Source organism: Streptomyces sp. NPDC090119 (genome assembly GCF_044747085.1).
Lineage (GTDB): Bacteria > Actinomycetota > Actinomycetes > Streptomycetales > Streptomycetaceae > Streptomyces.
On sequence record NZ_JBIVDK010000004.1, the window covers coordinates 165,936 to 190,924 of the forward strand.

A 24,989-nucleotide genomic window follows, 5' to 3' on the forward strand; every position below is an offset into this window, starting at 1 on the left:
CGCTCACTCCGTCCCCCAGTCCCAGGCGTCGAAGTAGGCGGCCACGCCGGTGCGGCGGGCCTCCATCACCGCGCCGAGCCGCGCGAAGTCCCTTGGTGGCATCAGCGGTTGCCACTCCGGAAGCGACAGCACCCGGACCTCGTCGTGCTCACGCGGGTCCAGCACGATGTCCCGGATCTGTCCCTCGTCCAGCCGTCCGCCGTCGAAGACGAGCCCCATCGTGCTGTACGGCCACTCGGTGCCGGGCAGGCCGTACACCGTCGCCAGCAGCCTCGGCGGCCCGCTCAGCTCGATTCCCGTCTCCTCCCGGCACTCCCGGACGGCCGTCTCCCAGGGCCGCTCGCCGGGGTCCATCGTGCCGCCGACCAGTTGCCAGGGATGAGTCTCGCTGTAGACCCCGTGGAGCTGGACGGGCCGGTCGCGGGTGTCGGTGAAGAGGAGGCAGGCGAAGCCGGTGGCCTTCATCACCGTCTCGGCGTACTGCTCCAGCGGCAGCCAGACATGGCCGGTCTTCTCGTCCACCCGGCCCCGGACCGGCGGCTCGGGCCATGTCATCCGCATGGGCGCCAGGCTGCCGCAGAATCCCGAGGCACGGAAGAGCGCCACCGAGGCGCCGGACACGTCCGCTTCCACAGGCGACACCCGCTCCGCCCGGAGCCGGTCGACCAGTGCGGTCAGCGCCGACCCGGCGTACCCCCGGCGCCGCCACGAGGGATGCGTGGCGACCGCGTGCACCCGCGCCGCCCGGCCCGAGGGCGACGCGGGTTCCGGCAGGACGGGGTGGATCAGCGCGAGCGCACAGGACGCGAGGGTGCCGTCCGGGGCGTCGACGACACAGGCGCGTGCGTCGCCACCGGGAGCGAGCCGGGCGGCCAGCTCGGCGCCGGAGCGGACGATCCACTCCTCTGCCAACGGCTCGGCGAGGACGAAGGCGGACCGCAGCCGGACGATGCCCTCCGCGTCGGCGGGCGTGGCGGGCCGGGCGGCGTGCGCGGTGCCGGAGGGGCGGGGGCGGGTGCGCAGGGTCTCACTGTTCACGATGCGTCTCCAAGGGGTGCGGCGAGCCGGTCCGGTGCCGAACTCCGCGGAGACGGCCACGGATTGCGTCGGTCGTGGCGCTCATGCCGGGCACCAGCCCATCTCCGAGTAGGCGCGGCCCGTGCGGATGCCGTCGATGGCCGCGCGGGCGTACGGCACGAGCGGCTCCGGCAGCCGGTCCGGGTCCCACCAGCGCCAGTCGAGACACTTGTCCGGCTCCCTCAGCCAGGGTGTCCCCTGCCAGCGGCGGGCGCGGAAGACCAGTTGCAGGCGTGGCCGCGCGCTCGGGCCGTGCAGCACATGCACCACATGGGCCAGCTCCACGTCGCCCGGGTCGATGAGCAGCCCGGCCTCCTCCAGCGCCTCCCGCACCAGGCACGCGACGGCGGACTCCCGCTCGCAGTGCCCGGCCAGGAAATGCCAGGTGGACCCCGCGAAGACCGCGTCGGGATGGCGGAGGCCCAGCAGCACACGGCCCTCGTCGTCCTCCGCGTAGAGATGCACCCCGACGATGTTCAGCTCCGTGCCGCCCGCGTCGGGGGCCTTCGCCGGGCGGGGGATCACCGGAGTGGGCGCGGCGGGACGGGAGGCGTGGCGCAGGAGGAGTTCACGGGTCCCGGGGTCCAGCCGCAGCCGGTGCAGCGTCTCCGGGCGGAACCAGCGCAGCAGCACGCCCTCCGCCAGCCCCACCTTGTCCGGATCGCCGGTCCAGCGGCCGGAGAAGACCTGCACCGGCACGCACAGGCCATCGGTGCCGACGGCCTCCTCGACGGCGTACGGCTCGAGGTCGGCCGGTTCGAGTCCCGGCACCTCCTCGGCCAGTTCACGCCGGAGGGTGTCCTCCAGTGTGCGGTCCCCGGGCTCGCGGCCGCCGCCGAGCAGGGCGAACGCTCCTGGCTCCCAGATGCCCGGAATGTTGTCGCGCAGGTGGAGCAGATAGCGGCCCTCGCCGTCGTGGATCAGCGCCGAGGCGTTCACGGGAATCGGTCTCCCGTCGAGCGCCGCCGCACTCGATGTGGCCCCCGGATCGGCCGAGTCGAGCTGGTCGACGGGTGTCCACTCGGCGTCGGGCAGGGGTTCGGGGAGTTCGTGGGCCAGGTACAGGGCGAAGGTGAACTCGTAGTGGGTCGGGGTCAGGGCCTCGACGTGGGCCGGGGTGGTCAGCAGCTCGGGGGTCAGGCAGAGGTCGGCCGGTGTGAGCCGGGTCCGCTCGGTGACCGCGCGCAGCGCCACCTCCAGGAGTGTGCGGTCGTCCGCCCCGGCCCGCGCGCCGGGGAGCACGGGCGGGCCACCGGCCGGGCCCAGTACCCGCAGGACGCGCCGCTCGCGGTCGATGACGAGCGCGCGGCAGGTGAGGTGGGCGGAACCAGGGGCGAACGTACTCATGTCGTCGACCTCCTCCATCCGAGTGGGAAGTGAACTGGTGCTCTAAAAACGCCTCGGACACCGGCCTTGTCACGGCTCGGCGGAGGCAAATTCCGGAACGTGTGTTCCCATCGCCCTCTCGGCCCGGTGCGCCAAGGGTCGCCGTTCCCAAACTCGTTCGATCGAGGGAAGCGCACACTTGCTGCCCCCCCGCCCTCGCCCCCCCGCGGCCCGGCGCGCCCGCGCCCCCGTCAGAGTCCCGTCAAAGCCGTGGCCCTGGACGTATGAGGAGCGTCAACGCGGGGCTCCCACCGCTCGGAGCAGGGGTTTCCTCGAAGGGTTCCCCTTTCGACCCCGAGTCCGTTCAGGAGTCCCAAGATGGCCGACCTGGCCTTCGTCGTCACCGTGCTCGCGGCCTTCGCGCTGGTGGCACTCGTCGCCAAGGGGGTGACGAAGCTGTGACCGCCGAGAACGTCGTCGGCCTGGTCGTGGCCGTCGCCCTGCTGGGCTATCTCGTCCTCGCCCTGATCTTCCCGGAGAGGTTCTGAGAGCCGACATGGGTTCCGTACTCGCGGGCGTGCTCCAACTGCTCGCCCTCATCGCCGCGCTGGCCCTCATTTACGTGCCCGCCGGAAACTACCTGGCCCAGGTGTACTCCTCGCGCCGTCACCTGCGCGTCGAGCGGTGGATCTACCGGGCCATCGGCGCCGACCCCGACACCGAGATGCGCTGGCCCGCGTATCTGCGCGGGGTGCTCGCCTTCTCCGTCGCCGGTGTCCTCTTCCTCTACCTGCTCCAGCGGCTCCAGGGGGTGCTGCCCGGCTCGCTCGGGTTCTCCTCCGTGAACCCGGCGCAGTCCTTCAACACCGCCGTCTCCTTCGTCACCAACACCAACTGGCAGTCGTACTACGGCGAACAGACCATGGGCCATGTCGTGCAGACGGCGGGGCTCGCGGTGCAGAACTTCGTGTCCGCCGCCGTGGGCATGGCGGTCGCCGTCGCCCTGGTGCGCGGGTTCGCCCGGTCGCGCTCCGGCGAACTGGGCAACTTCTGGGCCGACCTGGTGCGCGGCACGCTCCGTGTCCTGGTCCCGGCGGCCGTGCTCGGCGCGCTGGTCCTCGTCGCGTGCGGCACCATCCAGAACTTCTCCGGCATCCATGAGGTCGGGCAGTTCATGGGCAATGGCCAGCAGTGGAACGGCGGCGCGGTCGCCTCCCAGGAGGCCATCAAGGAGCTGGGCACCAACGGCGGCGGCTACTTCAACGCCAACAGCGCCCACCCCTTCGAGAACCCGACGCCCTTCACCAACCTGTTCGAGATCTTCCTGATCCTCGTCATCCCGTTCTCGCTGACCCGCACCTTCGGCCTGATGGTCGGCAGCGTCCGGCAGGGCTACGCGATCCTCGCCACCATGGCCACCATCTGGCTGGGCTTCACCGCCCTGATGATGTGGGCCGAGTTCAGCCACCACGGACCGGCGCTCCAGGCCGCGGGCGGCGCGATGGAGGGCAAGGAGGTCCGCTTCGGCGTCGGCGGCTCCGCGCTCTTCGCGGTGTCCACCACGCTCACCTCCACCGGCGCCGTGGACTCCTTCCACTCCTCCTTCACCGGGCTCGGCGGCGGCATCACCATGCTCGGGATGATGCTGGGCGAGATCGCGCCCGGCGGCACCGGCTCCGGGCTGTACGGCATGCTGATCATGGCCGTGATCGCGGTGTTCCTCGCCGGTCTGATGGTCGGCCGCACCCCCGAGTACCTGGGCAAGAAGATCGGCGCCCGCGAGATGAAGCTCGCCGCCTGCTACATCCTGGTCACCCCCGCGCTGGTCCTGGTCTTCACGGCCGCCTCGCTCGCCCTGCCGACCCCGCCGCACTCCATGCTCAATTCCGGCGCGCACGGGTTCTCCGAGGTGCTCTACGCCTTCACCTCGGCCGCCAACAACAACGGCTCGGCGTTCGCCGGGCTGAATGCCAACACCGACTGGTTCAACACCACGACCGGGCTCGCCATGCTGCTGGGCCGCTTCCTGCCCATGGTGTTCGTCCTGGCGCTGGCCGGATCGCTCGCCGCGCAGCGGCCCGTCCCGGAGAGCGCGGGCACCCTGCGCACCGAGAAACCCCTGTTCGCGGGCCTGCTGGTCGGGGCGATCCTGATCATCACCGGCCTGACGTACTTCCCGGCCCTGGCGCTGGGACCGCTCGCCGAGGGGCTGGCATGACACCTCCCCGTACCGATGAGCCGATAACCCGTACCGACCCTCCAGAGGCCGCCATGTCCACAGCCACTCCCACCCGCGTGCCGCACGACGAGGCGGCGGCCGGGGGCCCGTCCGGCGGGGGCCGGGTCGGCGCGGGCCTGTTCGACCCCCGGCAGCTCGTCAGATCGCTGCCGGACGCCTTCCGCAAGCTCGACCCGCGCACCCAGGCCAAGTCGCCCGTGATGTTCGTGGTGTGGATCGGCTCCGTGCTCACCACGGTGTTCTCCTGCACCGACCCCACCGACTGGTTCGGCTGGACGATCAGCGCCTGGCTGTGGCTGACCGTGCTCTTCGCCAACCTCGCCGAGGCGGTCGCCGAGGGCCGGGGCAAGGCGCAGGCCGACACCCTGCGCAGGGCCAGGGCGGACACCGTCGCCCGCAGGCTGACCGGGACCACCGAGGAACAGGTGTCCGGCACCGAGCTGCGCGTCGGCGACCTGGTCGTCTGCGAGGCGGGCGAGGTGATCCCCGGCGACGGCGATGTCGTGGAGGGCGTCGCCTCGGTGGACGAGTCCGCGATCACGGGCGAGTCGGCGCCGGTCATCCGGGAGTCCGGAGGGGACCGCAGCGCCGTCACGGGCGGTACCAAGGTGCTCTCCGACCGGATCGTCGTCCGGATCACGACCAAGCCGGGGGAGACCTTCATCGACCGGATGATCGGACTGGTGGAGGGCGCGGCCCGGCAGCGCACCCCCAACGAGATCGCGCTGAACATCCTGCTGGCCTCGCTCACCATCGTCTTCCTGCTGGCCTGTGCCACGCTGCCGCCGTTCGCCGCCCACGCGGGCACCCACCTCACGATGGTCGTGCTGGTCGCCCTGCTGGTGTGCCTGATCCCCACCACCATCGGCGCCCTCCTCTCCGCCATCGGCATCGCGGGCATGGACCGCCTGGTCCAGCGCAATGTGCTGGCCATGTCGGGCCGGGCCGTCGAGGCGGCCGGTGACGTGTCGACGCTGCTGCTGGACAAGACCGGCACCATCACCCTGGGCAATCGCAGGGCCGCCGAGTTCGTGCCGGTGGGCGACGCGAGCGAGGCCGAGCTGGCGGACGCCGCCCAGCTGTCCTCGCTGGCCGACGAGACCCCCGAGGGCCGTTCCGTGGTCGTCCTGGCCAAGGAGGCCTACGGCCTGCGCGAACGGCACCAGGGCGAGCTGGCCGGTGCCGAGTGGGTCGCGTTCACCGCGCAGACCCGGATGTCCGGCGTGGACGTGGACGGGCGCGCCGTCCGCAAGGGCGCGGCGGGCTCGGTGCTGCGCTGGGTGCGGGAGCAGGGCGGCACGGTCGCCGAGGACACCGAGCGGACCGCCGACCGGATCTCCCGCGCGGGCGGCACCCCGCTGCTGGTCGCCGTACGGGACGGCCGCGGCGCCCGCGTGCTGGGCGTCGTCCACCTCAAGGACGTCGTCAAGGAGGGCATGCGGGAACGATTCGCCGAGCTGCGCCGCATGGGCATCAGGACCGTCATGATCACCGGGGACAACCCGCTGACCGCCAAGGCCATCGCGGAGGAGGCGGGAGTCGACGACTTCCTCGCGGAGGCCACCCCCGAGGACAAGATGGCCCTGATCAAGCGGGAGCAGGCGGGCGGCAAACTCGTCGCCATGACCGGGGACGGCACCAACGACGCCCCCGCGCTGGCCCAGGCGGACGTCGGCGTGGCCATGAACACCGGCACGTCGGCCGCCAAGGAGGCCGGCAACATGGTGGACCTGGACTCCGACCCGACCAAGCTCATCGAGATCGTCGGGATCGGCAAGCAGCTCCTCATCACCCGGGGCGCGCTGACCACGTTCTCCATCGCCAACGACGTCGCCAAGTACTTCGCGATCATCCCGGCGCTGTTCGCCGCCGTGTATCCGGGGCTCGACCGGCTGAACATCATGCGGCTGGCCTCGCCCGACTCCGCGATCCTCTCGGCCGTCGTCTTCAACGCGCTGATCATCATCGCGCTGGTCCCGCTCTCCCTGCGCGGCGTGCGGTACCGGCCGGTCAGCGCCGACCGGCTGCTGCGGCGCAACCTCGCCTTCTACGGCCTCGGCGGCCTCGTCGCGCCATTCATCGGCATCAAGCTCATCGACCTGCTCCTCTCCTTGATCCCAGGGATCGGCTGACCATGAACAACTTCCTCACCGGCAGGGCCCGTTCACTGGGCGCGGGCCTGCGCGCGCTGCTCGTCCTCACCCTCGTCACCGGCGTCCTCTACCCCCTCGCCGTCACCGGCTTCGCCCAACTCCTCTTCCCCGGCCGGGCGAACGGCTCCGAGGTCCGGGCGGACGGGCGGGTCGTCGGCTCCTCCCTCATCGGGCAGTCGTACACACTCCCGCCGAAGAAGGGCCAGGAGACGCCGGAGCCGGACCTCAGATGGTTCCAGGGGCGCCCCGCGGCCGGGCTCGGCACCAACAGCGAGAACACCCGCTACTCGCTGCTCCTGTCCGGTGCCACCAACCTCGCGGCCGACAGCCAGGTCCTGGCCCAACGGGTGCGGGCCGCCAAGGCCGCGGTCGTCCGGGACAACTCCGTACCCGGCCACCCGGTGAGCCCCGCCGACGTCCCCGCCGACGCGGTCACCTCCTCCGGCTCCGGCCTCGACCCGGACATCTCCCCCCAGTACGCCCGGCTCCAGACCTACCGCGTCGCCGCCCGGAACCACCTCCCCGTGACCGAGGTGGCCCGGCTCGTCCAGGCCCACACCGACGGCCGCACCCTCGGCTTCCTGGGCGAACCCCGCGTCGACGTGCTGGAGCTGAACATCGCGCTCAGGGACCTCGCCGCCCGGCGCTGACGGCGCGCGGCGGGTCGGCGGTGTCCGGAAGCCGCACCGGAACCGCCGACCCCCGCCCGGATGACGTAGGTTGCTGCCGTTGATCCGGCGTACGACAGGAGGGCGCGCGTCCATGACACGGGTGCTCGTGGTGGAGGACGACCCGCAGCTGGTACGGGCCCTCGTCATCAACCTCCAGGCCCGCCGGTACACCGTGGACGCCGCCCCGGACGGCGCCACCGCGCTCCGGCTCGCGGCCGACCGCGGGCCGGACGTGGTCGTGCTCGACCTCGGGCTGCCCGACATGGACGGCGCCGACGTCATACGGTCCCTGCGCGACGGCCGCAGCCGGGTCCCGATCCTCGTCCTCTCCGCCCGGCAGGCGTCCGAGGAGAAGGTCGCCGCCCTGGACGCCGGGGCCGACGACTACGTCACCAAGCCGTTCAGCATGGACGAACTGCTCGCCCGGCTGCGCGCCGCCGTCCGCCGCACCGAGGCCACCCGGTCCGCCCCGGAGGTCACGACGGTGCGGACGGCCGGCTTCACCCTCGACCTCGCCGCGAAGAAGGCCGTGCGCGACGGCCGGGACGTCCGCCTGACCCCCACCGAGTGGCATCTGCTGGAGATTCTTGTCACCCGCCCCGGCCGCCTGGTCAGCCAGAAACACCTGCTGCGCGAGGTCTGGGGCGTCTCCCTCAGCGACCGGACCAACTACCTGCGCGTCTACATGGCCCAGCTGCGCCGTAAGTTGGAGGCCGACCCCTCCCACCCGCGCCATCTCATCACCGAACCCGGTATGGGCTACCGCTTCGAAGGGTGAACAAGGGCCGAAGAGGACCGCGTCGTCGCGCCCGAGTGCGGATGGGTGAATGATGTCACCCGGACTGGTCACGCCCGGATCTTCGTACTGAGTATGCTCATCCAATGTTGTCGGTCGACAACTTCTGACGGCGGGCGGCACGAGTGGGGCGGAAAGGGCGGGACCATGGTGACGTCGCGGGCTGATGCTCATGAGCTGATGCCGGTGACCGTGGGCGGAGTCGACACGGCGTGGGACGAGCGACAGCCGTCCGTGCTCCTGATCGAGGACGATCCGGGCGACGCGCTGCTGGTGGAGGAACTGGTCGCCGACAGCGCCCTGAAGATGCGCCTGCGCTGGGTGCGCTCGATGGCCGAGGCCGCCGAGGTGCTCTCCACCGAGCGCCCCGACTGCGTCCTGCTCGACCTGCACCTGCCCGACGCGAGCGGCCTCGAAGCGGTCTCCCTGGTCAAGGCGCGCGCCGACCAGGTGGCGATCGTCGTCCTCACCGGCCTGGCCGAGGAGCAGACCGGGCTCGCCGCCGTCACCGCCGGAGCCCAGGACTACCTGGTCAAGGGCCGAGTGGAACCCGAACTCTTCGGGCGCGCCGTCCGCTACGCGATCCAGCGCAAGCAGGCCGAACAGTCCGCCGTGGCGCTCCAGGCCAGCCTGATGCAGGCCCAGGAGAACGCCCGCCTGGAACGCGGACTGCTGCCCCGCCCGCTGCTGCGCGCCGACGGCGTCCAGGTCGTCGCCCGCTACCGCCCAGGCCGCGCCCAGGCACTGCTCGGCGGCGACTTCTACGACATCGTGCAGAGCGCGGACGGCACCGTACACGCCCTGGTCGGGGACGTCTCCGGCCACGGACCGGACGAGGCCGCCCTCGGTGTCGCCCTGCGGATAGCCTGGCGCACACTGGTTCTCAGCGGAATCACCGGCGTCGAGCAGGTGGCCCGGCTGGAGGAGATCCTGGTCGCCGAGCGCGCCCGGGACGAGGTGTTCGCCACCCTGATCAGCCTGGCCGCCGTACCCGGCGAGCAACGGGCCAGTGTGGTGCGGGCCGGTCATCACGGGCTGCTCCGGCGCGGCGGCGACGGCGACGTGGACTGGGTCGAGGTGCCGGGCGGGCCCGCGCTGGGCCTGGTCCCCGGCGGCGCGCACTGGCCGACCGCGGAACTTCCGGTGCCACCGGGCGCCTCCGTCGTCCTCTTCACCGACGGCCTCTTCGAGGGGCACGTCAGCCGCGGCCCGCAGCGGCTCGGCGAGGAGGGCCTGCTCCAGCTCGCCCGCGACGCGGCCGGACTGGCGCCCGACGAGTTCGTGGACCGGCTCATCGGCGACGCCGAGGGGCTGGCCGAGGAACGCGGCGGCCTCGCGGACGACGTCGCCGTCGTCCACGTGAGCTGGAACTGAGAACGTCGAGACCGTCGAGACGAGAGAAACGAGTGGGACGCGTGAGTGACCAGTGGGTTCGGAGCACAGGGTGAACAACGTCACGGGCAAGCCGTGGACCGCACGTCGGCTGACCGTGCAGGGCTGGTTCTACCTGGTGCTGTCGCTCATGACACTCCTGGTGCTCCTCGGCACCGTGATCGGCGCCGCCCTGCTCAACCGCACGGCCCAGGCCACCGACACCCTGCTGGAGGGCGTACAGCCCGCCCAGACCGAGGCGTACCGGCTCCAGTCCGCCATGGTCAACCAGGAGACCGGCATCCGGGGCTACGCCATCACCGCCGACAAGCGCTTCCTCACCCCCTACATCCAGGGCAAGAAGAACGAGGCGGAGTCCGCGGCCCGGCTGCGCCGCCTGGTCGCGGACCGGCCCGAGCTGCGTGACGACCTGGCCGCCGTGGAGCGCCAGGCCGCCGCGTGGCGCCTTAACTACGCCGAGCCGCTCGTCGCCTCCGTGACCCCCGGAAAGCCGAAGGCCGTCGACCTGCGGACGGTGGAACGCGGCAAGGAGGACTTCGACAAGCTGCGCGCCGGCTGGGCCGACCAGAACACCCACATGACCCGCGTCGTCGAGGAGGGCCGCGCCCACATCGCCCAGGAGCGCACGCTGCGCAACTCGGTGCTCGTCGCCATGGTCGCCGCGTTCCTGCTGACCGGTGTGGCCCTCGCCGTCTTCGTGCGGCTGCTCGTCACCCGGCCCCTGGAGCGGCTGCGCACCGCGTCCCGCCGGGTCTCGGGCGGTGACTTCGAGTACGTCATCTCGGGCGACGGCCCGACCGACCTCACCGCCCTGGCCGTCGACGTCGAGGGCATGCGCCGACGGATCGTGGCCGAGCTGGACGCCTCCCACGCCCAGCAGCGCGTCCTCACCACCCAGGCCGCCGACCTGGACGCCCAGGCGATCGAGCTGCGCCGTTCCAACGTGGAGCTGGAACAGTTCGCCTACGTCGCCTCCCACGACCTCCAGGAGCCGCTGCGCAAGGTCGCCTCCTTCTGCCAGCTCCTGGAGAAGCGGTACTACGACAAGCTGGACGACCGCGGCAGGCAGTACATCGACTTCGCGGTGGACGGCGCCAAGCGCATGCAGGTGCTCATCAACGACCTGCTCACCTTCTCCCGGGTCGGCCGTCTCACCGACGACCGCGTGCCCGTCGGCCTGGACAAGGCGCTGGAGAAGGCCATGATGAACCTGGGCACCGCCGTCGAGGAGTCCGGTGCCCGCGTCGAACGGCCGGCGGAGATGCCCGAGGTGGTGGGCGACCCGACCCTGTTCACCATGCTCTGGCAGAATCTGATCGGCAACGCCCTGAAGTTCCGCCACCCCGACCGCGCCCCGCAGGTCACCATCACCTGTGAGACCGACCCGGACGAGCCGGGCAGTCTGCGGCTGAGCGTCACGGACAACGGCATCGGCATCCCCGGCGAGTTCGCCGAGAAGGTCTTCGTCATCTTCCAGAGGTTGCACAGCCGGGACGCCTATGGTGGAACCGGCATCGGCCTGGCGCTCTGCAAGAAGATCGTGGAACATCACGGCGGCAGGATCTGGCTGGACACCGAGTACTCAGGCGGCACCCGCTTCCGTTTCACCCTGCCCGTGGCCACCGCCCCGGACGAGACCGGCACCACCTCCGAGGAGAAGGCCCTCACATGACGACTCCCGACGCCACCCCGATCGACGTCCTCCTGGTGGAGGACGACCCCGGCGACGAGCTGATGACCCGGGAGGCGTTCGAGGACAACAAGATCGGCAACACGCTGCACGTGGTCCGGGACGGCGAGGAGGCGCTGGACTTCCTCTACCGGCGCGGCGACCACACCGGCGCGCCCCGGCCCGACCTGATCCTGCTGGATCTGAACCTGCCCAAGTACGACGGGCGTCAGGTCCTGGAGCGCATCAAGTCGGACCAGGACCTCGCGGACATCCCGGTGGTCGTCCTCACCACCTCGGCGGCCGAGGAGGACATCCTCCGCAGCTACAAGCTGCACGCCAACGCGTACGTCACCAAGCCGGTCGACCTGGACCAGTTCATCGCCGCCGTCCGCCAGATCGACGACTTCTTCGTCCAGGTGGTCCGCCTGCCCGGGCGCGGCTAGGGGGTGCCTTGTCGACAAGGCACCCCCTAGACACCTCGGACGCGAAACACCCCCCGACCGGACCGGTCGGGGGGTGTTCTTCGTGGTGCTGCGCTGGTGCCGTGCTCAGCTTGCGGCCGGGCGGCGGCCGCCGCGGCGGTCGGAGCCGCCGGTGCCCGGCGTGCGCTCGCCCGGCGCCCTGCGGGCGGTGCCGCGCGCGGGCGCCTTGCCGGTAGCAGCGCCCCCGGCGGTACGGCGGCCGGCGGCGCCCCCGCCCTTGGCGCCCTCGGCGCTCGTGCGGCGGCCCGTGCCGCGCCCGCCGGACGCACCGGTGCCGCCGCTCGCGGTGCCCGGCTTGGAGCGGCCCTCGGGCTTGCGGCCCTGACCGGCCGTACCCTCACCGGTACCGGCACCGGCCGGGCGACGACGGCGGCCGGAGCGGCCGGCGCCCTCGGACCCGGAACCGGACCTGCGGGCCGGACGGGACGTCTTCGGGGGCGTCGGCTCCGGGGTGGCGATGACGACGGCCACGCCGGAGGGCTCGCGGGCGCCGGTGATGGCGGCCAGCTCCGGGGCGCTGGACGTGACACGGGCCGTCTTCGGGCTGATGCCCGCGGCCGACATGAGCTGGTTCATCTCCCGCTTCTGCTCGGGCAGCACCAGCGTGACCACACTGCCGGAACCACCCGCGCGGGCGGTACGGCCGCCGCGGTGGAGGTAGTCCTTGTGGTCGGTCGGCGGATCGACGTTCACCACGAGGTCGAGGTCGTCGATGTGTATACCGCGCGCCGCGACGTTCGTCGCCACGAGCGCCGTGATCTCGCCGGTCTTGAACTGCTCCAGGGCGCGGTTGCGCTGCGGCTGGGAGCGGCCGCCGTGCAGGGCGGCGGCGCGGACCCCGACCGACAGCAGCCGCTTGGCGAGCCGGTCGGCGGAGCGCTTGGTGTCCAGGAACAGGATGACCCGGCCATCACGGGCCGCGATGCGGGTGGTGACGGCCTTCTTGTCGGTCTCGTCCTGAAGGTGGAGCACATGGTGCTCCATCGTGGTGACGGCACCGGCGGACGGGTCCACCGAGTGCACCACGGGGTCGGTCAGGAACCGCTGCACCAGCTTGTCGATGTTCCGGTCCAGGGTGGCCGAGAACAGCATCCGCTGGCCGTCGGGGTTCACCTGCTGGATCAGCTTGGTGATCTGCGGCAGGAAGCCCATGTCGGTCATCTGATCGGCCTCGTCCAGCACCGTGATGCGGACGTCGTGCAGCACGCAGTCGCCGCGCTCCACCAGGTCGTTGAGGCGGCCGGGGCTCGCCACCAGCACCTCGGCGCCGCGCCGAAGCGTGGCGGCCTGCTTGGTGATCGACAGTCCGCCGACCACGGTGGCCATCCGGAGGTTGACCGCCGTCGCGTACGGGGTCAGCGCGTCGGTCACCTGCTGGGCCAGCTCGCGGGTGGGCACCAGGATCAGGGCGAGGGGAGCCTTGGACTCGGCGCGCAGTCCGGCCGTACGGGCCAGGAGGGCGAGGCCGAAGGCGAGGGTCTTGCCGGAGCCGGTGCGACCACGGCCCAGCAGATCACGGCCCGCCAGCGAGTTCGGCAGCGTGGCGCCCTGGATCGGGAAGGGAGTGGTCACCCCTTGCGCGGTGAGCGTCTTCAGCAGTGCCGCGGGCATGTCGAGGTCGGCGAACTCAGCGACGGCGGGCAGTGCGGGCGTCGTGCTCTCCGGCAGGCGGAATTCCTGGGGAGCCTGGGGAGCCGACGAGGGCCGGGACGGCGACGAGCCGCGGTTCGGCTTCTGATACCTGCGGGGCATGCGGTTACTGCCTTCCTCAACACAGCACAAACCGGGGTCCGCACCATGACGGTGCGGACCCCGGTGAGCGGAATACGCGTCCAGCTATTAGGCGGGAACGATGTTCTCGGCCTGGGGGCCCTTCTGGCCCTGCGTGACGTCGAAGCTGACCCGCTGGCCCTCCTGGAGCTCACGGAAGCCCTGGGTGGCGATGTTCGAGTAGTGGGCGAAGACGTCCGGGCCGCCGCCGTCCTGCTCGATGAAGCCGAAGCCCTTTTCCGAGTTGAACCACTTGACGGTTCCCTGTGCCATGACCTTCTCCTTCTGATGGCAGAGGCCCCATCCGGAGATGCCGGAAAACAAAATGCGCCTAAAGAGAAAACATTTCCCGTCAGGCGCACATAAAGTTCATGGGTACCACAACTGCAACAAGAGAAAGACTAGCACAGATCCGCCTCGGTGTGGGGGGCGGTGTGATCTTCCCGGCGTGTCGATGTCGATCACCTGACAGACCATCGACGCCGGTCGCCGGGGGTGGAAGCATCACCGGTGCGACAAACTGACGATCGCCTGTGATGTGGAGGATGTCATGACCGCCTACGCCATAGCCCATCTCCGCGAAGCCGCTCCGCACCCGGAAATCGCGGAGTACATCGAGCGGATCACCACCACCTTCGAACCGTACGGCGGCCGTTTCCTCGTCCACGGCGCGCAGCACGAGGTGAAGGAGGGCGGCTGGCCGGGCCATGTCGTGCTCATCGGCTTCCCCGGCATCACCGAGGCGCGGGCCTGGTGGGACTCGCCCGCCTACCGGGAGATCGCCCCGCTGCGCTCCCGGCACATCGCCGGCGACATCATCCTGGTCGACGGGGTCCCCGAGGGCTACGACCCGGCCACCACCGCGAAGGCGCTGCGTGAGGCGATGTCCACCGAGTAGTTGTCCGCCGAAGAGTTGTCCACAGGCCCGTGACCGGCTGTCAGTGCGGGTTGGTAGAACTTCCTGCGTACGCCGTGGACCGCACACGTTCGCGCCCATCGCACGTCAGGAGCAGCCCGCATGACCATCGGTCACCACCTGGAGGAGCTGTACGGCCTCCCCGCGTTCGCCTTCCCCGGACCCGACGCGAAGGCCGAGCTGCCCGAGCCCGACGCCGTCGCCTGGCGGATCGCGGGGGACGTGTACGACGCGGAGGAGGAGTGGGTGGACGCCTTCGCCCGCTTCCTCGCCACCGTGGACACCACACGTGTGCGGGCGCTGATCGTCGGCGCCTGGACGGACGCGTACGAGACGGACTCCTCCGCCGTCATCGCGGCGCTGCTCGCCGCCCGTGACCGGCTGCCCGCCCTGCGCGCGCTGTTCCTCGGCGACCTCGTCATGGAGGAGGCCGAACTCTCCTGGATCCAGCAGACCGATGTCGCCGGACTGCTCACCGGATTCCCCGAGTTGACCGAGTTCGGCGTGCGCGGGGGTACCGGGCTGGAGTTCCGCGCGCTGGAGCATGCGGCGCTGCGCAAGCTGGTCGTGGAGACCGGCGGCCTGCCCGTGGAGGTCGTGCGGGGCGTCGGCGGCAGCGCCCTGCCCGCGCTGGAGCACCTCGAACTCTGGCTCGGCGACTCGATGTACGGCGCCGACACCGCGGTGTCCGACCTGGAGCCGATCCTCTCCGGAACCCGGCTGCCCGCCCTGCGTCATCTGGGGCTGCGCAACAGCGAGATACAGGACGAGATCGCGGCCGCCGTCGCCTCCGCGCCCGTCGTGGCCCAGTTGGAGACGCTGGACCTCTCCATGGGCACCCTGGGCGACGAGGGCGCCGCCGCGCTGCTCGCCGGTCGGCCACTGACCCACCTCGGCTTCCTCGACCTGCACCACCACTACATCACCAAGCCCCTTCAGCAGCGCCTGCGCGAGACGCTCGAACCGGCGGGCGTCCGGCTCGACCTGGACGAGGATGACGCGGACTCGTACGAGAACGAGGACGGCACCGTGCAGCGCTTCGTCGCCATCGGCGAGTGAGCGGCAGGCCATGAACCGGTGTTTCGCGGTGGTCGGCAACCCCGGCGGCCGCAGGGTGACCCTTTTCGCGGAGGCCGTCCGGGCCGCCGGGCTGCCCGCGCCCCGCGTGGTGCCCTGGCTGGACGTCCTGCGCGCGGGCGGGGCCGAGTTCGGCGCCGAGGACATCGTCCGGGTGGACTCGCCCGGCGAGGACCCCGAGGTCGACCTCCTCCTGCGCGGCATGCCCGACCCGACCCGCGTGGAGGGCACCGCCCGCTGGTACGCACGCTTCACGGCGGCCCTGGGCACATTGCGCGGGGGCATCCGACTGGACGGCGCCGACGACGTGGCGGTCATGTTCGACAAACGGCGCTGCCACGCGGCCCTCACCGCGGCGGGCGTACCGGTGCCGGAGTCACCCACCTCCGGCGCGGCGGGCGCCCCGGTGCGCGGCTGGGACGACGTGCGGGCGCTGATGCGGGAGCACCGGATGCCCCGGCTGTTCGTCAAGCCCGCGCACGGCTCGTCCGCCTCCGGGGTGCTCGCCGTCGACTCGGCCGGAGACGGCCGGATCAGGGCCACCACATCCGTCGAACTCGACCCTGAAGGACGGCTGTTCAACTCCCTCAAGGTGCGCCGCTACCAGCGGGAGCGGGACATCGCCGCCATCGTGGACGCGCTCGCGCCGGACGGCCTGCACCTGGAGCGCTGGGTGCCCAAGGCGTCCCAGGGCGGCCGCGCCGCCGATCTCAGGGTGGTCGTGGTGGACGGCCGCGCCACCCACGCCGTGGTCCGCACCAGCGCCGGACCGCTCACCAACCTCCACCTCGGCGGCCGCCGGGGCGACCTCACCGGGGCCCGGCAGACGGCCGAGAGCGCGGGGCTGCGCTGGCCGGAGGTACTCGGGATCTGCGAGCGGGCCGCGGCCTGCTTCCCGGACACCCTCTGCGTCGGCGTCGACCTGCTGCCCGCCGTCGGCTGGCGCCGCGCCTTCGTCGGCGAGGTCAACGCCTTCGGGGATCTGCTGCCCCGGCTCACCGGTCTGCCAGGCAGCGGCGCCGAGGGCCTCGACACGTACGCGGCGCAGGTCGCCGCCGTCCTGCGCCGGGCCCCGCTCGCCGGGCGGCCCGGCCCGCACCACCCGCACAGAACAGGAACCACCCATGCCAGCGCCTGACCCGGCCACCGCCCACCTGCCCGAAGTGGCCCCGGGCGTACCGGACATGAACCGGATCGTCGGCAGCCACGACATCCTGCTGCTCACCCTCGACACGCTCCGCTACGACGTGGCCGCCGAACTCGCCGAAGCAGGCCGCATCCCGAACCTCGCCCGCCATCTCCCCGGCGGCCGCTGGGAGAAGCGGCACGCGCCCGGCAGCTTCACCTACGCCTCCCACCAGGCCATCTTCGCGGGCTTCCTGCCCACCCCGGCCGAACCCGGCCGCCACCCCCGCTTGTTCGCCGCCGCCTTCGCGGGCAGCGAGACCACGGCCGACGGCACCTTCGTCCACGACACCCCCGACCTGGTCTCCGGCCTCGCCAAGGCGGGCTACCGCACGGCGTGCGTCGGGGGAGTGGGTTTCTTCAACAAGCAGGGCGCGCTCGGCTCGGTGCTGCCCGGACTCTTCGAGGAGTCGCACTGGGAACCGGAGTTCGGAGTGACCTCCCCGACCTCCTTCGAGTCCCAGGTGACCCGCGCCGAGGAGATCGCCGCCCGGACGCCCCCGGAACAGCCGCTGTTCCTCTTCGTCAACGTCTCCGCGCTGCACCAGCCCAACTGGTTCCATCTGCCCGGCGCGTCCAAGGAGGACGGTGACTCCCGCGCCACCCACGCCGCCGCGCTGGAGTACGTGGACCGGCACATCGGCCGCCTCTTCACCGCCATGAGCAGCCGACGCCCCTGCCTCGCCATCGTCTGCTCCGACCACGGCACGGCCTACGGCGACGACGGCTGGACCGGCCACCGCATCGGCCACGAGTCGGTGTGGACCGTGCCGTACGCCCACTTCCTCCTGGACCAGGAGGCGGCCCGATGACCACCGCGACCGCCCCGGCCCCCTACCAGAGCTATGTCTACGCCTATCCGCACAAGACCGCGTACGAGGAGCTGAAGGACCGGCCGCTGCTCAAGGATCTCTGGGCGGACGAGCCCAAGGACGCGCTCTCCCTCTATCTGCACATCCCGTTCTGTGAAATCCGCTGCGGGTTCTGCAACCTGTTCACCCGCATCGGCGCCCCGGACGGACTCACCGGCGCCTACCTCGACGCGCTGGAGCGGCAGGCGGGCGCCGTGCGGGAGGCGCTGGGGGAGCGGGCCCCTGTCCGGTTCGCCACCGCCGCCTTCGGGGGCGGCACCCCCACCTTCCTCACCGCCGCCGAGCTGACCCGGCTCTGCGACATCGCCGAGCACCGCATGGGCGCCGATCTGCGCGCGGTCCCGCTCTCCGTGGAGGCGTCCCCGGCCACGGCCACCGCCGACCGGCTCGAAGTCCTCGCCGAGCGGGGCGCCACCCGCCTCAGCCTCGGCGTGCAGAGCTTCGACGACACCGAGGCGCGGGCCGCCGTACGCCCGCAGCGTCGCGCCGATGTGGAGGCGGCGCTCGGCCGGGTCCGGGACGCGGGGATACCGGTGCTCAACATCGACCTGATCTACGGCATCGACGGCCAGACCGAGCACAGCTGGCTGCGCTCGCTGGACGCCGCGCTGGCCTGGCGGCCCGAGGAGCTGTACCTCTATCCGCTCTACATACGCCCGCTCACCGGCCTCGGCCGCCGCGCCGACGCCGCCGACCCGGAGTGGGACCAGCAGCGGCTGCGCCTGTACCGCGCCGGACGCGACCACCTCCTCGCCCAGGGCTACGAGCAGCGGTCCATGCGGATGTTCCGCCGCGCCGACGCCCCGGCCGAGGGCGCCGACGACTACGCGTGCCAGACCGACGGCATGATCGGCCTGGGCTGCGGCGCCCGCTCGTACACCGCCGGGCTGCACTACTCGTTCGACTACGCCGTCGGGATGCAGGAGATCCGCAAGATCATCGACGGCTACGTCACCCGCCACGCGACCGACTTCGCGCACGCCGAGTACGGGCGCCGGATGACCGGGGACGAGCCGCGCCGCCGCCATCTGCTGCAGTCGCTGCTCCAGGCGGACGGGCTGCCGGTCGCCGACTACCGCGCCCGGTTCGGCGGCCGTACCCCGGCGGAGGACTTCCCGGCCGAGCTGGCGCGGTTCGGGGACCTGGGCTGGCTGGAGCCCGGCCCGGTGCTGCGGCTGACCCCGGAGGGGCTGGCCCACTCCGACGCGCTCGGCCCCGAACTGTTCTCCCCGGCCGTGCGGGCCGCGATGGCCGCCTACGAACGCAAGTGAGCCGCCCGTCATGGACCTGACCCTGCTGTACCGGGGCCCGCTGGCCTCCTGCGACTACGACTGTCCCTACTGCCCCTTCGCCAAGCGTCGGGACAGCCGGGGGCAGTTGCGGGCCGACCGGGCGAGCCTGGAGCGGTTCGCCGACTGGGCCGGGGCCCGCACCGAGGACCGGCTCTCGGTGCTGTTCACGCCCTGGGGCGAGGGGCTGGTGCGCTCCTGGTACCGGCGCGCCCTGACCGACCTCTCCCGGCTGCCGCACATCCGCCGGGTCGCCATCCAGACCAACCTGAGCTGCCGTACCGACTGGCTCGCCGACGCCGACCGCGACACCCTGGCGCTGTGGTGCACGTTCCACCCGGGACAGACGCCGCACGACCGGTTCCTCGGCAAGTGCCGGGAGCTGGACCGGCTCGGCGTGCGGTACAGCGTCGGCATCGTCGGGCTGCCCGAGCACCTCGACGCGGCGCGGCGGCTGCGGGCCGAGCTGCCGGGGCGGGTGTACCTGTGGGTGAACGCGGCCGAGGGGCACACCTACACCGACGAGGAGGCCGAGGCGTGGACCGCGCTGGACCCGCTGTTCCCGTACAGCAGGCACCCGCACGCCAGCGCCGGGCTGCCGTGCCGTACCGGTGAGTCGGTGATCTCGGTGGACGGCGACGGCACGGTCCGCCGCTGCCACTTCGTCCCGGCGGAACTCGGCAACCTCTACGACGGCTCCTACCGCGCCGCGCTGCGCCCTCGCGCCTGCCCGCTGACCAGCTGCGACTGCCACATCGGCTACGTCCATCTGGAGACGCTGCCGCTGTACGACGTGTTCGCGGGCGGGGTGCTGGAACGGATTCCGGCCGCCGTCGAATGAACCGGGGCCAAAGGGGCAGCCGGTGCAGGTAAGACCGGCTGCCCGGACGCCGCCAGGAGCGGGTCCGCGTACCGGGAACCAGGGGGAGACGGGAGGAGTACCGACCCATGGCTCTCGACGGCAAGAGCGTCCTCGTCCTCACGACGAACTACGGGACGGAACAAGACGAACTGGAGAAGCCGGTGGCGGCCCTGCGCGAGGCGGGCGCCCGCGTGGTGGTCGCGGCACAGAAACCGGAGGCCATCGCCACCCTGGTCTCCGACAAGGACCCCGGCGACAAGGTCGAGCCGGACACCACGCTCGCGGAGTCGACCTCCGACGGCTACGACGCGGTGATCATCCCCGGCGGTACCCTCAACGCCGACCAGCTCCGCGTCGACCAGGACGCGCAGCGGCTGGTCACGGCGTTCGCGCGGGAGGGCAAGCCGGTGGCGGCGATCTGCCACGGCCCCTGGCTGCTGGTGAACAGCGAACTCACCGAGGGCCGCGACATGACCTCCTACCCGTCGCTGCTGGACGACCTGGTGAACGCGGGCGCCACCTGGACCGACCAGGAGGTCGTGGTCGACACCGAGGGCGGCCACCCCCTGATCACCTCGCGCAACCCCGGTGACCTCGACGCCTTCTCGGCCGCGATCATCCGCAGCCTGGAGGACTGACCGGCAGTCTCCGCCCGGAAGCGGGGCGGTCAGCGGTTTCCGACCGCGGCCGCCCCGCTTCCGCCGGTCAGGGTCCGCTGCACCAGGGACATGACGTCCCCGACGGTCCGGCGGATGCCCAGCGCGGCCCGCGCCGCGTTGGCGCCGGGGGCGCCGTGCACCCCGCCGCCGGGGTGGGCGGAGGCGGAGGCGAGATACAGCCCGCGGACCGGGGTCTCGGGGCGGCCCGTGCCGGGGATGGGCCGGAACACCGCCTGCTGGTGCAGGGCGGTCGTGCCGCCGTTGAGGGCGCCCTCGCTGAGATTGGAGTCCTCGGACTGGAGCGTGGGCGGCGACAGCACGCGCCTGCTCAGTATCCGGGCGCGGAAGCCGGGCGCGAACTGCTCGACCCGCTGCTCCATCCGGTCCGCCATGATCTCGCGCTGGGCGGCGTCCCAGGAGCCGTCGAGCCCGGCGTCCCCGGCGTCGCCGCGCACCACGCGGGGCAGATGGGTGTAGGCCCAGGCGGACTCGGTGCCCGCGGGCGACCGCGTCGGGTCGGCGGTGGTCATCTGCCCCACCAGCAGGAACGGGTTGTCGGGGATCTGACCCATGGCGATCTGCGCGGCGAACCGGGTGAGGTCGTCCACGCTGTCGGCGAGATGCACGGTGCCCGCGCCGCTCGCCGCCCCGGCCTTCCACGGGATGGTGGAGTCCAGTGCCCAGTCGACCTTGAAGGTGGCGAAGTCCCACTGGAAGCGCCGCATGTCGTCGAGCACCTGCGAGGGCAGCTGCTCGGGCGCGACCAGGTGGCCGTAGAGGGCGGGCGCGGACACGTCCGCGAGGACGGCGCGCCGGGCGGGGACCGTGTCGCCGCCCGCCGTGCGGACCGCGACGGCTCTGCCCCGCTCCACCACGATCTCCGTCACCGGCTCCCCGCAGCGGATCACCCCGCCCCGGCGCTGCAGGCGGCTGACCAGGGCGTCCGTGAGGGAGACCGCGCCGCCGACCGGCACCGGGAAGCCGAACTGCTGGCCGAGCATCGACATCAGCCAGCCGAAGCCGCCGCCGATCGCCGACTCCGGGCCCAGGTCCGCGTGCAGGGCGTTGCCCGCGAGCAGCAGCCTGGCGCCCTCACCGTCGAACTCCTCCTCGCCGAGGCGGCGTACCGGCAGCAGCATGGCGCGGGCGAGCCGCAGGGCACCGCCGCCGCGCAGCTTCATCCCGAGCCCGGCGAGCGCCCGGATGGGCGGCATCGTGGTGAACAGCGCCTGGAGGAGGTCGTGCCCGGCCCGGTCCCAGGTCGCGCACTGGGCACGCCAGGAGTGGCCGTCCCCGGCGCACAGCTCGTCCAGGCCCTCGGCGGTGACGTCCAGGTCGCGGTCGATCACCGCGCAGCGGCCGTCGGCCAGCGGGTGGGCCAGCACCCGCGGGGCGTGCGACCAGCGCAGCCCCTCGTCCTCCAGCCGGAGCCCGGCGATGACCGGCGAGGCGGCGGCCAGGGGGTAGAAGGAGCTGAAGAGGTCGTTGACGAAGTCGGGGTGGACCGCGCGGTCGCTGAACACGGCGCCGCCGGGCCGCTCCTGGGCCTCCAGCACCTCCACGCTCCAGCCTTGGTCGGCGAGGAGGTTGGCGGCGACGAGCCCGTTCGGCCCCGCCCCGATGACCACCGCGTCGCTCATGACCCGCCTCCTTCGCCCGGGACGGCACCGAAGCGGGACCCCGCCGGGCCTCCGACGCCGGTGTTCCGGGGGGTCTCCCGCTCGACCAGCCGGGCCAGCCTGCTCAGCATGCCCCGGTGCCGGAGCTGGATCACGGTGTCCAGCGCGACGTTGTGCAGCTTGTCGCCCAGCCCGCGCAGCGGATGCTCGTCCACGACGACGAGGCTCTCGCCGCCCCAGTCGCGCACGTCGATGGCGATGCGCGCGTTGCCGAAGGGGGACTTGGCCTCCAGTTCCAGGCGCCGCGGCGGCTCGTGGCGCCGGACCACGGTGTAGCCCTCGACCCGGCGCGGGCCGATCTTGAGGGTGTAGGTCAGCGACGACCCCTGCTCGGGCCAGCGGCCCTCGCGGGGAGCGGTCTCGTGCGTTCCCACGACCCAGTCCGCGTAATGGGCAGGCTCCTCGAGAACCTTCCACACGGCGGCCGGCGGACGCCGGATGAGCTGGTACCGGATGGCCACGATCTCCTCCTTCACGCAAACACCCGCCGCGGACCGGGGGCGACCGCGCACTGCCGCACGAGTAACCCGGTGACCACGGATCACGCGTCCGTGCGCCGAACGGATGACGAGGGCGGCCGTCGGGCTCCGGGTCCGGCCGACGCAAAGAAGGCATAAAAAAAGCGTAAAGATTGCCGGGTTCAGGCAATGAAATGGAGCGAAGGCCTGTGTGAGCATTCCGTCGAGCCGGAGATCAGCGGCGGACGGGAGGGGGACGGCGCGGATGGCCTGGTTTCTTGGAATCGGCATCACGGGGGTCGTGCTGCTCGTCCTGTCGCTGATCTTCGACGGATTGCTGGACGGCCTGTTCGACGGCGCGCTGGGGGGCGCGCTGGACGGCTGGCTGTCGTTGCCGGTCATCGCGGGGTTCCTGTCGATGACCGGTTTCGGCGGGGTCATCGCCCACGAGGGGCTGGGCATCGCACCGGTCGCGGCCACCGCGATCGGCGCGGCGGCGGGCGTGGGTACCGCGTGGCTGACCTACCGCCTCAGCCGGATGCTGCTGCGCGACCAGACGGACGCCACCCCGACCGGGGACGACCTGATCGGCACCTCGGCCGACGTGGTCACGGCCATCCCGGCCGCTGGCTTCGGCGAGGTCCTCGTCCGGCTGGGCGGCCAGACCGTCAAGTTCGCCGCCCGCAGCGCGGTGCCGGTGGCGCGCGGAGCCGAGGTGTGGGTGGAAGCGGTGCCGTCGCCGACCTCCGTCGTGGTGCGCCCGGTGGAGCGCTGAACCCGGCTCGCCGCCGCACCGTTCTCCACCCCTGACGGGGTGTCATGTTTCTGTGTATCAACGTATGGGGGCCTTGATATGAGTCCTGTCGTCATCGCCGTGGCCGGAGTCGTCGTACTCCTCGTGCTGCTGGCGCTCACCGTCGTCAGTCGTTACAAGGTGGCCGGACCGAGCCAGGCGTTCATCGTCACCGGCCGCCGGGGCAAGAAGTCCACCGACCCGGAGACTGGGCGCGTCTTCACCGACAACAGTGGCCAGAAGGTCGTCGTCGGCGGCGGTGTGTTCGTCGTGCCGTTCGTGCAGCAGCGGTTCACCCTCGACCTGTCCTCGCGGCACATCCCGGTCGCGGTGCGCGGCGCGGTCACCCTGCGCGGGGTGAAGGCCAACCTGGACGGCGTCGCCATCGTCAAGGTCGGCGGCACCGAGGACTCCATCCGCGCCGCCGCCCAGCGGTTCCTGATGCAGCAGGACGGCATCGTCGGCTTCACCCAGGAAGTGCTCTCCGGCGCGCTGCGCGCCATCGTCGGCCGGATGTCCGTGGAGGACGTCATCCGCGACCGTGCCGCCTTCGCCGGGCAGGTCGCCGAGGAGGCCGAGTCCAGCCTGTCCGGGCAGGGCCTGGTGCTGGACGCCTTCCAGATCCAGGACATCACCACCGAGGGCTCCTACCTGGAGGACCTCGGCCGTCCCGAGGCCGCCCGCGCCCGGCAGGAGGCCGACATCGCCGAGGCGGTGGCCCAGCGGGCCGCCGAACAGGCCCGGCTCAAGGCCGCGGAGGAGATCGCCGTCGCGCAGCGGACGTTCGCGCTGAAGCAGGCGGAGATCAAGGCGGAGACCGACGAGGCCGCCGCCCGCGCGGCCGCCGCGGGCCCGCTCGCCGAGGCCGCGCGCCAGCAGGAGATCCTCGTCGAGCAGGAGCGGGTCGCCGAGCGTCAGGCCGCACTGACGGACCGTCAGCTCGACACCCAGGTCCGCAAGCCCGCCGACGCCAAGCGCTACGCCGCCGAGCAGGAGGCGGAGGCCCGCCGGGTCGCCCGCGTCAAGCAGGCCGAGGCGGAGCGGCTGGCGGCCATCGCGGCGGCCGAGGCCGAGGCGGAGCGGGCGCGGCTCACCGGTGAGGGCGAGAAGCAGCGCCGTGGCGCGCTGGCCGAGGCGGACGCCATCGAGGGACTCAAGCAGGGCGAGGCCGAGCGGTCCCGCCGTGCGGCGGCCGCCGAGGCGGTCCGGCTGGAGGGCGACGCGGAGGCCGCGGCGATCACCGCCAAGGGCGCGGCCGAGGCCGAGGCCATGCGCAAGAAGGCAGACGCGTACGAGCAGTACGGCGACGCCGCCGTCCTCCAGATGCTCGTCTCGGTGCTGCCGGAGGTCGTCGCCAAGGCGTCCGAGCCGCTCAGCGCCGTCGAGAAGATGACGGTCATCTCCACCGACGGCGCCGGCCGGATTCCCCGCGCGGTCGCCGACAACGTGGCCCAGGGCCTGGAACTGCTCGGCTCCACCACGGGCGTCGACCTGACCCGGCTCCTCAAGGACGTCACCGGGCGCGCCCCGGCGAGCGCCGAGCGTCCCGCCCAGGACAACGGCAAGGTCGAGATCACCGGCTGAGCCGGGCGCACAGGAGGGGGCCCGCCCAGGTGGCGGG

The 24,989-nt window shown here is 72.2% G+C and carries 23 protein-coding genes; 17 read left to right on the forward strand and 6 right to left on the reverse strand.

Annotation, left to right across the window (positions count from 1 at the left end):
• Positions 1 to 3: 3 nt before the first annotated feature.
• Together ACIPPM_RS18575 and ACIPPM_RS18580 are read right to left on the reverse strand one after the other, a co-directional pair.
• Entirely contained in the window at positions 4 to 1,038 is a 1,035-nt protein-coding gene (locus tag ACIPPM_RS18575; protein ID WP_401448837.1) for a GNAT family N-acetyltransferase, read from the reverse strand.
• Positions 1,039 to 1,119: 81 nt separating this feature from the next.
• The gene (locus ACIPPM_RS18580) at positions 1,120 to 2,424 is read right to left on the reverse strand and encodes an NUDIX domain-containing protein (RefSeq protein WP_401448839.1); all 1,305 of its coding nucleotides are present in this window, start codon (positions 2,422 to 2,424) and stop codon (positions 1,120 to 1,122) included.
• Positions 2,425 to 2,861: 437 nt separating this feature from the next.
• Here ACIPPM_RS18580 and kdpF point away from each other — a divergent pair, with 437 nt between their 5' ends.
• The 8 genes from kdpF (at position 2,862) to ACIPPM_RS18620 (ending at position 11,769) form a co-directional block, all read left to right on the forward strand.
• Positions 2,862 to 2,951 (forward strand): K(+)-transporting ATPase subunit F, encoded by a 90-nt coding sequence (gene kdpF / locus ACIPPM_RS18585; RefSeq protein WP_009326374.1) that lies wholly within the window; start codon positions 2,862 to 2,864, stop codon positions 2,949 to 2,951.
• Positions 2,952 to 2,959: 8 nt separating this feature from the next.
• Positions 2,960 to 4,621: a potassium-transporting ATPase subunit KdpA gene (kdpA, locus tag ACIPPM_RS18590; RefSeq protein WP_401448841.1), complete on the forward strand. Its 1,662-nt coding sequence runs from the start codon at positions 2,960 to 2,962 to the stop codon at positions 4,619 to 4,621.
• A gap of 53 nt (positions 4,622 to 4,674) precedes the next feature.
• Positions 4,675 to 6,774: a potassium-transporting ATPase subunit KdpB gene (gene kdpB / locus ACIPPM_RS18595; protein WP_401448843.1), complete on the forward strand. Its 2,100-nt coding sequence runs from the start codon at positions 4,675 to 4,677 to the stop codon at positions 6,772 to 6,774.
• A 2-nt stretch (positions 6,775 to 6,776) separates the two neighbouring features.
• Entirely contained in the window at positions 6,777 to 7,445 is a 669-nt protein-coding gene (locus ACIPPM_RS18600; RefSeq protein ID WP_401448845.1) for a potassium-transporting ATPase subunit C, read from the forward strand.
• Between the two features lie 112 nt (positions 7,446 to 7,557).
• On the forward strand, positions 7,558 to 8,244 hold the full coding sequence (locus ACIPPM_RS18605; protein WP_401448847.1) for a response regulator transcription factor: 687 nt from the start codon (positions 7,558 to 7,560) through the stop codon (positions 8,242 to 8,244).
• 165 nt (positions 8,245 to 8,409) lie between these two features.
• On the forward strand, positions 8,410 to 9,636 hold the full coding sequence (locus tag ACIPPM_RS18610; protein WP_401448850.1) for a PP2C family protein-serine/threonine phosphatase: 1,227 nt from the start codon (positions 8,410 to 8,412) through the stop codon (positions 9,634 to 9,636).
• A gap of 148 nt (positions 9,637 to 9,784) precedes the next feature.
• Positions 9,785 to 11,326, forward strand: coding sequence for a CHASE3 domain-containing protein (locus ACIPPM_RS18615; RefSeq protein ID WP_401450098.1), 1,542 nt, complete (start codon positions 9,785 to 9,787; stop codon positions 11,324 to 11,326).
• Positions 11,323 to 11,769 carry a response regulator gene (locus ACIPPM_RS18620; RefSeq protein WP_388999149.1) on the forward strand — a complete coding sequence of 149 codons (447 nt, stop codon included), beginning with the start codon at positions 11,323 to 11,325 and terminating at the stop codon, positions 11,767 to 11,769. The genes ACIPPM_RS18615 and ACIPPM_RS18620 overlap by 4 nt, the downstream gene beginning before the upstream one ends.
• A 105-nt stretch (positions 11,770 to 11,874) precedes the next feature.
• Here ACIPPM_RS18620 and ACIPPM_RS18625 read toward each other — a convergent pair whose 3' ends face one another.
• On the reverse strand, positions 11,875 to 13,560 hold the full coding sequence (locus ACIPPM_RS18625; protein ID WP_401448853.1) for a DEAD/DEAH box helicase: 1,686 nt from the start codon (positions 13,558 to 13,560) through the stop codon (positions 11,875 to 11,877).
• An 87-nt stretch (positions 13,561 to 13,647) separates the two neighbouring features.
• On the reverse strand, positions 13,648 to 13,851 hold the full coding sequence (locus ACIPPM_RS18630) for a cold-shock protein (protein ID WP_007502648.1): 204 nt from the start codon (positions 13,849 to 13,851) through the stop codon (positions 13,648 to 13,650).
• 277 nt (positions 13,852 to 14,128) lie between these two features.
• Here ACIPPM_RS18630 and ACIPPM_RS18635 point away from each other — a divergent pair, with 277 nt between their 5' ends.
• The 7 genes from ACIPPM_RS18635 (at position 14,129) to ACIPPM_RS18665 (ending at position 20,417) form a co-directional block, all read left to right on the forward strand.
• Entirely contained in the window at positions 14,129 to 14,476 is a 348-nt protein-coding gene (locus ACIPPM_RS18635; protein ID WP_401448856.1) for a DUF1330 domain-containing protein, read from the forward strand.
• Between the two features lie 120 nt (positions 14,477 to 14,596).
• Positions 14,597 to 15,553: an STM4015 family protein gene (locus ACIPPM_RS18640; RefSeq protein WP_401448859.1), complete on the forward strand. Its 957-nt coding sequence runs from the start codon at positions 14,597 to 14,599 to the stop codon at positions 15,551 to 15,553.
• A gap of 10 nt (positions 15,554 to 15,563) precedes the next feature.
• Positions 15,564 to 16,709: an STM4014 family protein gene (locus ACIPPM_RS18645; protein WP_401448862.1), complete on the forward strand. Its 1,146-nt coding sequence runs from the start codon at positions 15,564 to 15,566 to the stop codon at positions 16,707 to 16,709.
• Between the two features lie 46 nt (positions 16,710 to 16,755).
• Positions 16,756 to 17,568 carry an STM4013/SEN3800 family hydrolase gene (locus ACIPPM_RS18650; protein WP_401450100.1) on the forward strand — a complete coding sequence of 271 codons (813 nt, stop codon included), beginning with the start codon at positions 16,756 to 16,758 and terminating at the stop codon, positions 17,566 to 17,568.
• Positions 17,565 to 18,899 carry an STM4012 family radical SAM protein gene (locus ACIPPM_RS18655; RefSeq protein WP_401448865.1) on the forward strand — a complete coding sequence of 445 codons (1,335 nt, stop codon included), beginning with the start codon at positions 17,565 to 17,567 and terminating at the stop codon, positions 18,897 to 18,899. Before ACIPPM_RS18650 ends, ACIPPM_RS18655 begins: the two co-directional genes overlap by 4 nt.
• 10 nt (positions 18,900 to 18,909) lie before the next feature.
• Positions 18,910 to 19,758 carry an STM4011 family radical SAM protein gene (locus tag ACIPPM_RS18660; RefSeq protein ID WP_401448867.1) on the forward strand — a complete coding sequence of 283 codons (849 nt, stop codon included), beginning with the start codon at positions 18,910 to 18,912 and terminating at the stop codon, positions 19,756 to 19,758.
• A 107-nt stretch (positions 19,759 to 19,865) separates the two neighbouring features.
• A complete protein-coding gene (locus ACIPPM_RS18665; protein ID WP_401448869.1) occupies positions 19,866 to 20,417 on the forward strand; it encodes a type 1 glutamine amidotransferase domain-containing protein in 552 nt (183 codons plus the stop codon).
• A gap of 29 nt (positions 20,418 to 20,446) precedes the next feature.
• Here the strand turns inward: ACIPPM_RS18665 and ACIPPM_RS18670 are convergent, their stop codons facing one another.
• Both ACIPPM_RS18670 and ACIPPM_RS18675 read right to left on the reverse strand, forming a co-directional pair.
• Positions 20,447 to 22,078 carry a phytoene desaturase family protein gene (locus ACIPPM_RS18670; protein WP_401448872.1) on the reverse strand — a complete coding sequence of 544 codons (1,632 nt, stop codon included), beginning with the start codon at positions 22,076 to 22,078 and terminating at the stop codon, positions 20,447 to 20,449.
• The gene (locus ACIPPM_RS18675) at positions 22,075 to 22,578 is read right to left on the reverse strand and encodes an SRPBCC family protein (RefSeq protein ID WP_401448875.1); all 504 of its coding nucleotides are present in this window, start codon (positions 22,576 to 22,578) and stop codon (positions 22,075 to 22,077) included. The genes ACIPPM_RS18670 and ACIPPM_RS18675 overlap by 4 nt, the downstream gene beginning before the upstream one ends.
• A gap of 262 nt (positions 22,579 to 22,840) precedes the next feature.
• On the opposite strand from ACIPPM_RS18675, the gene ACIPPM_RS18680 reads away from it, so the two are divergent.
• Positions 22,841 to 23,350: an NfeD family protein gene (locus tag ACIPPM_RS18680; RefSeq protein WP_401448877.1), complete on the forward strand. Its 510-nt coding sequence runs from the start codon at positions 22,841 to 22,843 to the stop codon at positions 23,348 to 23,350.
• Between the two features lie 78 nt (positions 23,351 to 23,428).
• A complete protein-coding gene (locus ACIPPM_RS18685) occupies positions 23,429 to 24,952 on the forward strand; it encodes a flotillin family protein (protein ID WP_401448879.1) in 1,524 nt (507 codons plus the stop codon).
• Positions 24,953 to 24,989 lie beyond the last annotated feature (37 nt).

Bases quoted from the DNA above. Each gene is read 5' to 3' on its own strand.
- ACIPPM_RS18580 (WP_401448839.1), bottom strand. From the start codon at position 2,424: ATGAGTACGTTCGCCCCTGGTTCCGCCCACCTCACCTGCCGCGCGCTC.
- kdpA (WP_401448841.1), top strand. From the start codon at position 2,960: ATGGGTTCCGTACTCGCGGGCGTGCTCCAACTGCTCGCCCTCATCGCC.
- kdpB (WP_401448843.1), top strand. From the start codon at position 4,675: ATGTCCACAGCCACTCCCACCCGCGTGCCGCACGACGAGGCGGCGGCC.
- ACIPPM_RS18600 (WP_401448845.1), top strand. From the start codon at position 6,777: ATGAACAACTTCCTCACCGGCAGGGCCCGTTCACTGGGCGCGGGCCTG.
- ACIPPM_RS18605 (WP_401448847.1), top strand. From the start codon at position 7,558: ATGACACGGGTGCTCGTGGTGGAGGACGACCCGCAGCTGGTACGGGCC.
- ACIPPM_RS18610 (WP_401448850.1), top strand. From the start codon at position 8,410: ATGGTGACGTCGCGGGCTGATGCTCATGAGCTGATGCCGGTGACCGTG.
- ACIPPM_RS18615 (WP_401450098.1), top strand. From the start codon at position 9,785: ATGACACTCCTGGTGCTCCTCGGCACCGTGATCGGCGCCGCCCTGCTC.
- ACIPPM_RS18620 (WP_388999149.1), top strand. From the start codon at position 11,323: ATGACGACTCCCGACGCCACCCCGATCGACGTCCTCCTGGTGGAGGAC.
- ACIPPM_RS18625 (WP_401448853.1), bottom strand. From the start codon at position 13,560: ATGCCCCGCAGGTATCAGAAGCCGAACCGCGGCTCGTCGCCGTCCCGG.
- ACIPPM_RS18630 (WP_007502648.1), bottom strand. From the start codon at position 13,851: ATGGCACAGGGAACCGTCAAGTGGTTCAACTCGGAAAAGGGCTTCGGC.
- ACIPPM_RS18635 (WP_401448856.1), top strand. From the start codon at position 14,129: ATGACCGCCTACGCCATAGCCCATCTCCGCGAAGCCGCTCCGCACCCG.
- ACIPPM_RS18640 (WP_401448859.1), top strand. From the start codon at position 14,597: ATGACCATCGGTCACCACCTGGAGGAGCTGTACGGCCTCCCCGCGTTC.
- ACIPPM_RS18645 (WP_401448862.1), top strand. From the start codon at position 15,564: ATGAACCGGTGTTTCGCGGTGGTCGGCAACCCCGGCGGCCGCAGGGTG.
- ACIPPM_RS18650 (WP_401450100.1), top strand. From the start codon at position 16,756: ATGAACCGGATCGTCGGCAGCCACGACATCCTGCTGCTCACCCTCGAC.
- ACIPPM_RS18655 (WP_401448865.1), top strand. From the start codon at position 17,565: ATGACCACCGCGACCGCCCCGGCCCCCTACCAGAGCTATGTCTACGCC.
- ACIPPM_RS18660 (WP_401448867.1), top strand. From the start codon at position 18,910: ATGGACCTGACCCTGCTGTACCGGGGCCCGCTGGCCTCCTGCGACTAC.
- ACIPPM_RS18665 (WP_401448869.1), top strand. From the start codon at position 19,866: ATGGCTCTCGACGGCAAGAGCGTCCTCGTCCTCACGACGAACTACGGG.
- ACIPPM_RS18670 (WP_401448872.1), bottom strand. From the start codon at position 22,078: ATGAGCGACGCGGTGGTCATCGGGGCGGGGCCGAACGGGCTCGTCGCC.
- ACIPPM_RS18680 (WP_401448877.1), top strand. From the start codon at position 22,841: ATGGCCTGGTTTCTTGGAATCGGCATCACGGGGGTCGTGCTGCTCGTC.
- ACIPPM_RS18685 (WP_401448879.1), top strand. From the start codon at position 23,429: ATGAGTCCTGTCGTCATCGCCGTGGCCGGAGTCGTCGTACTCCTCGTG.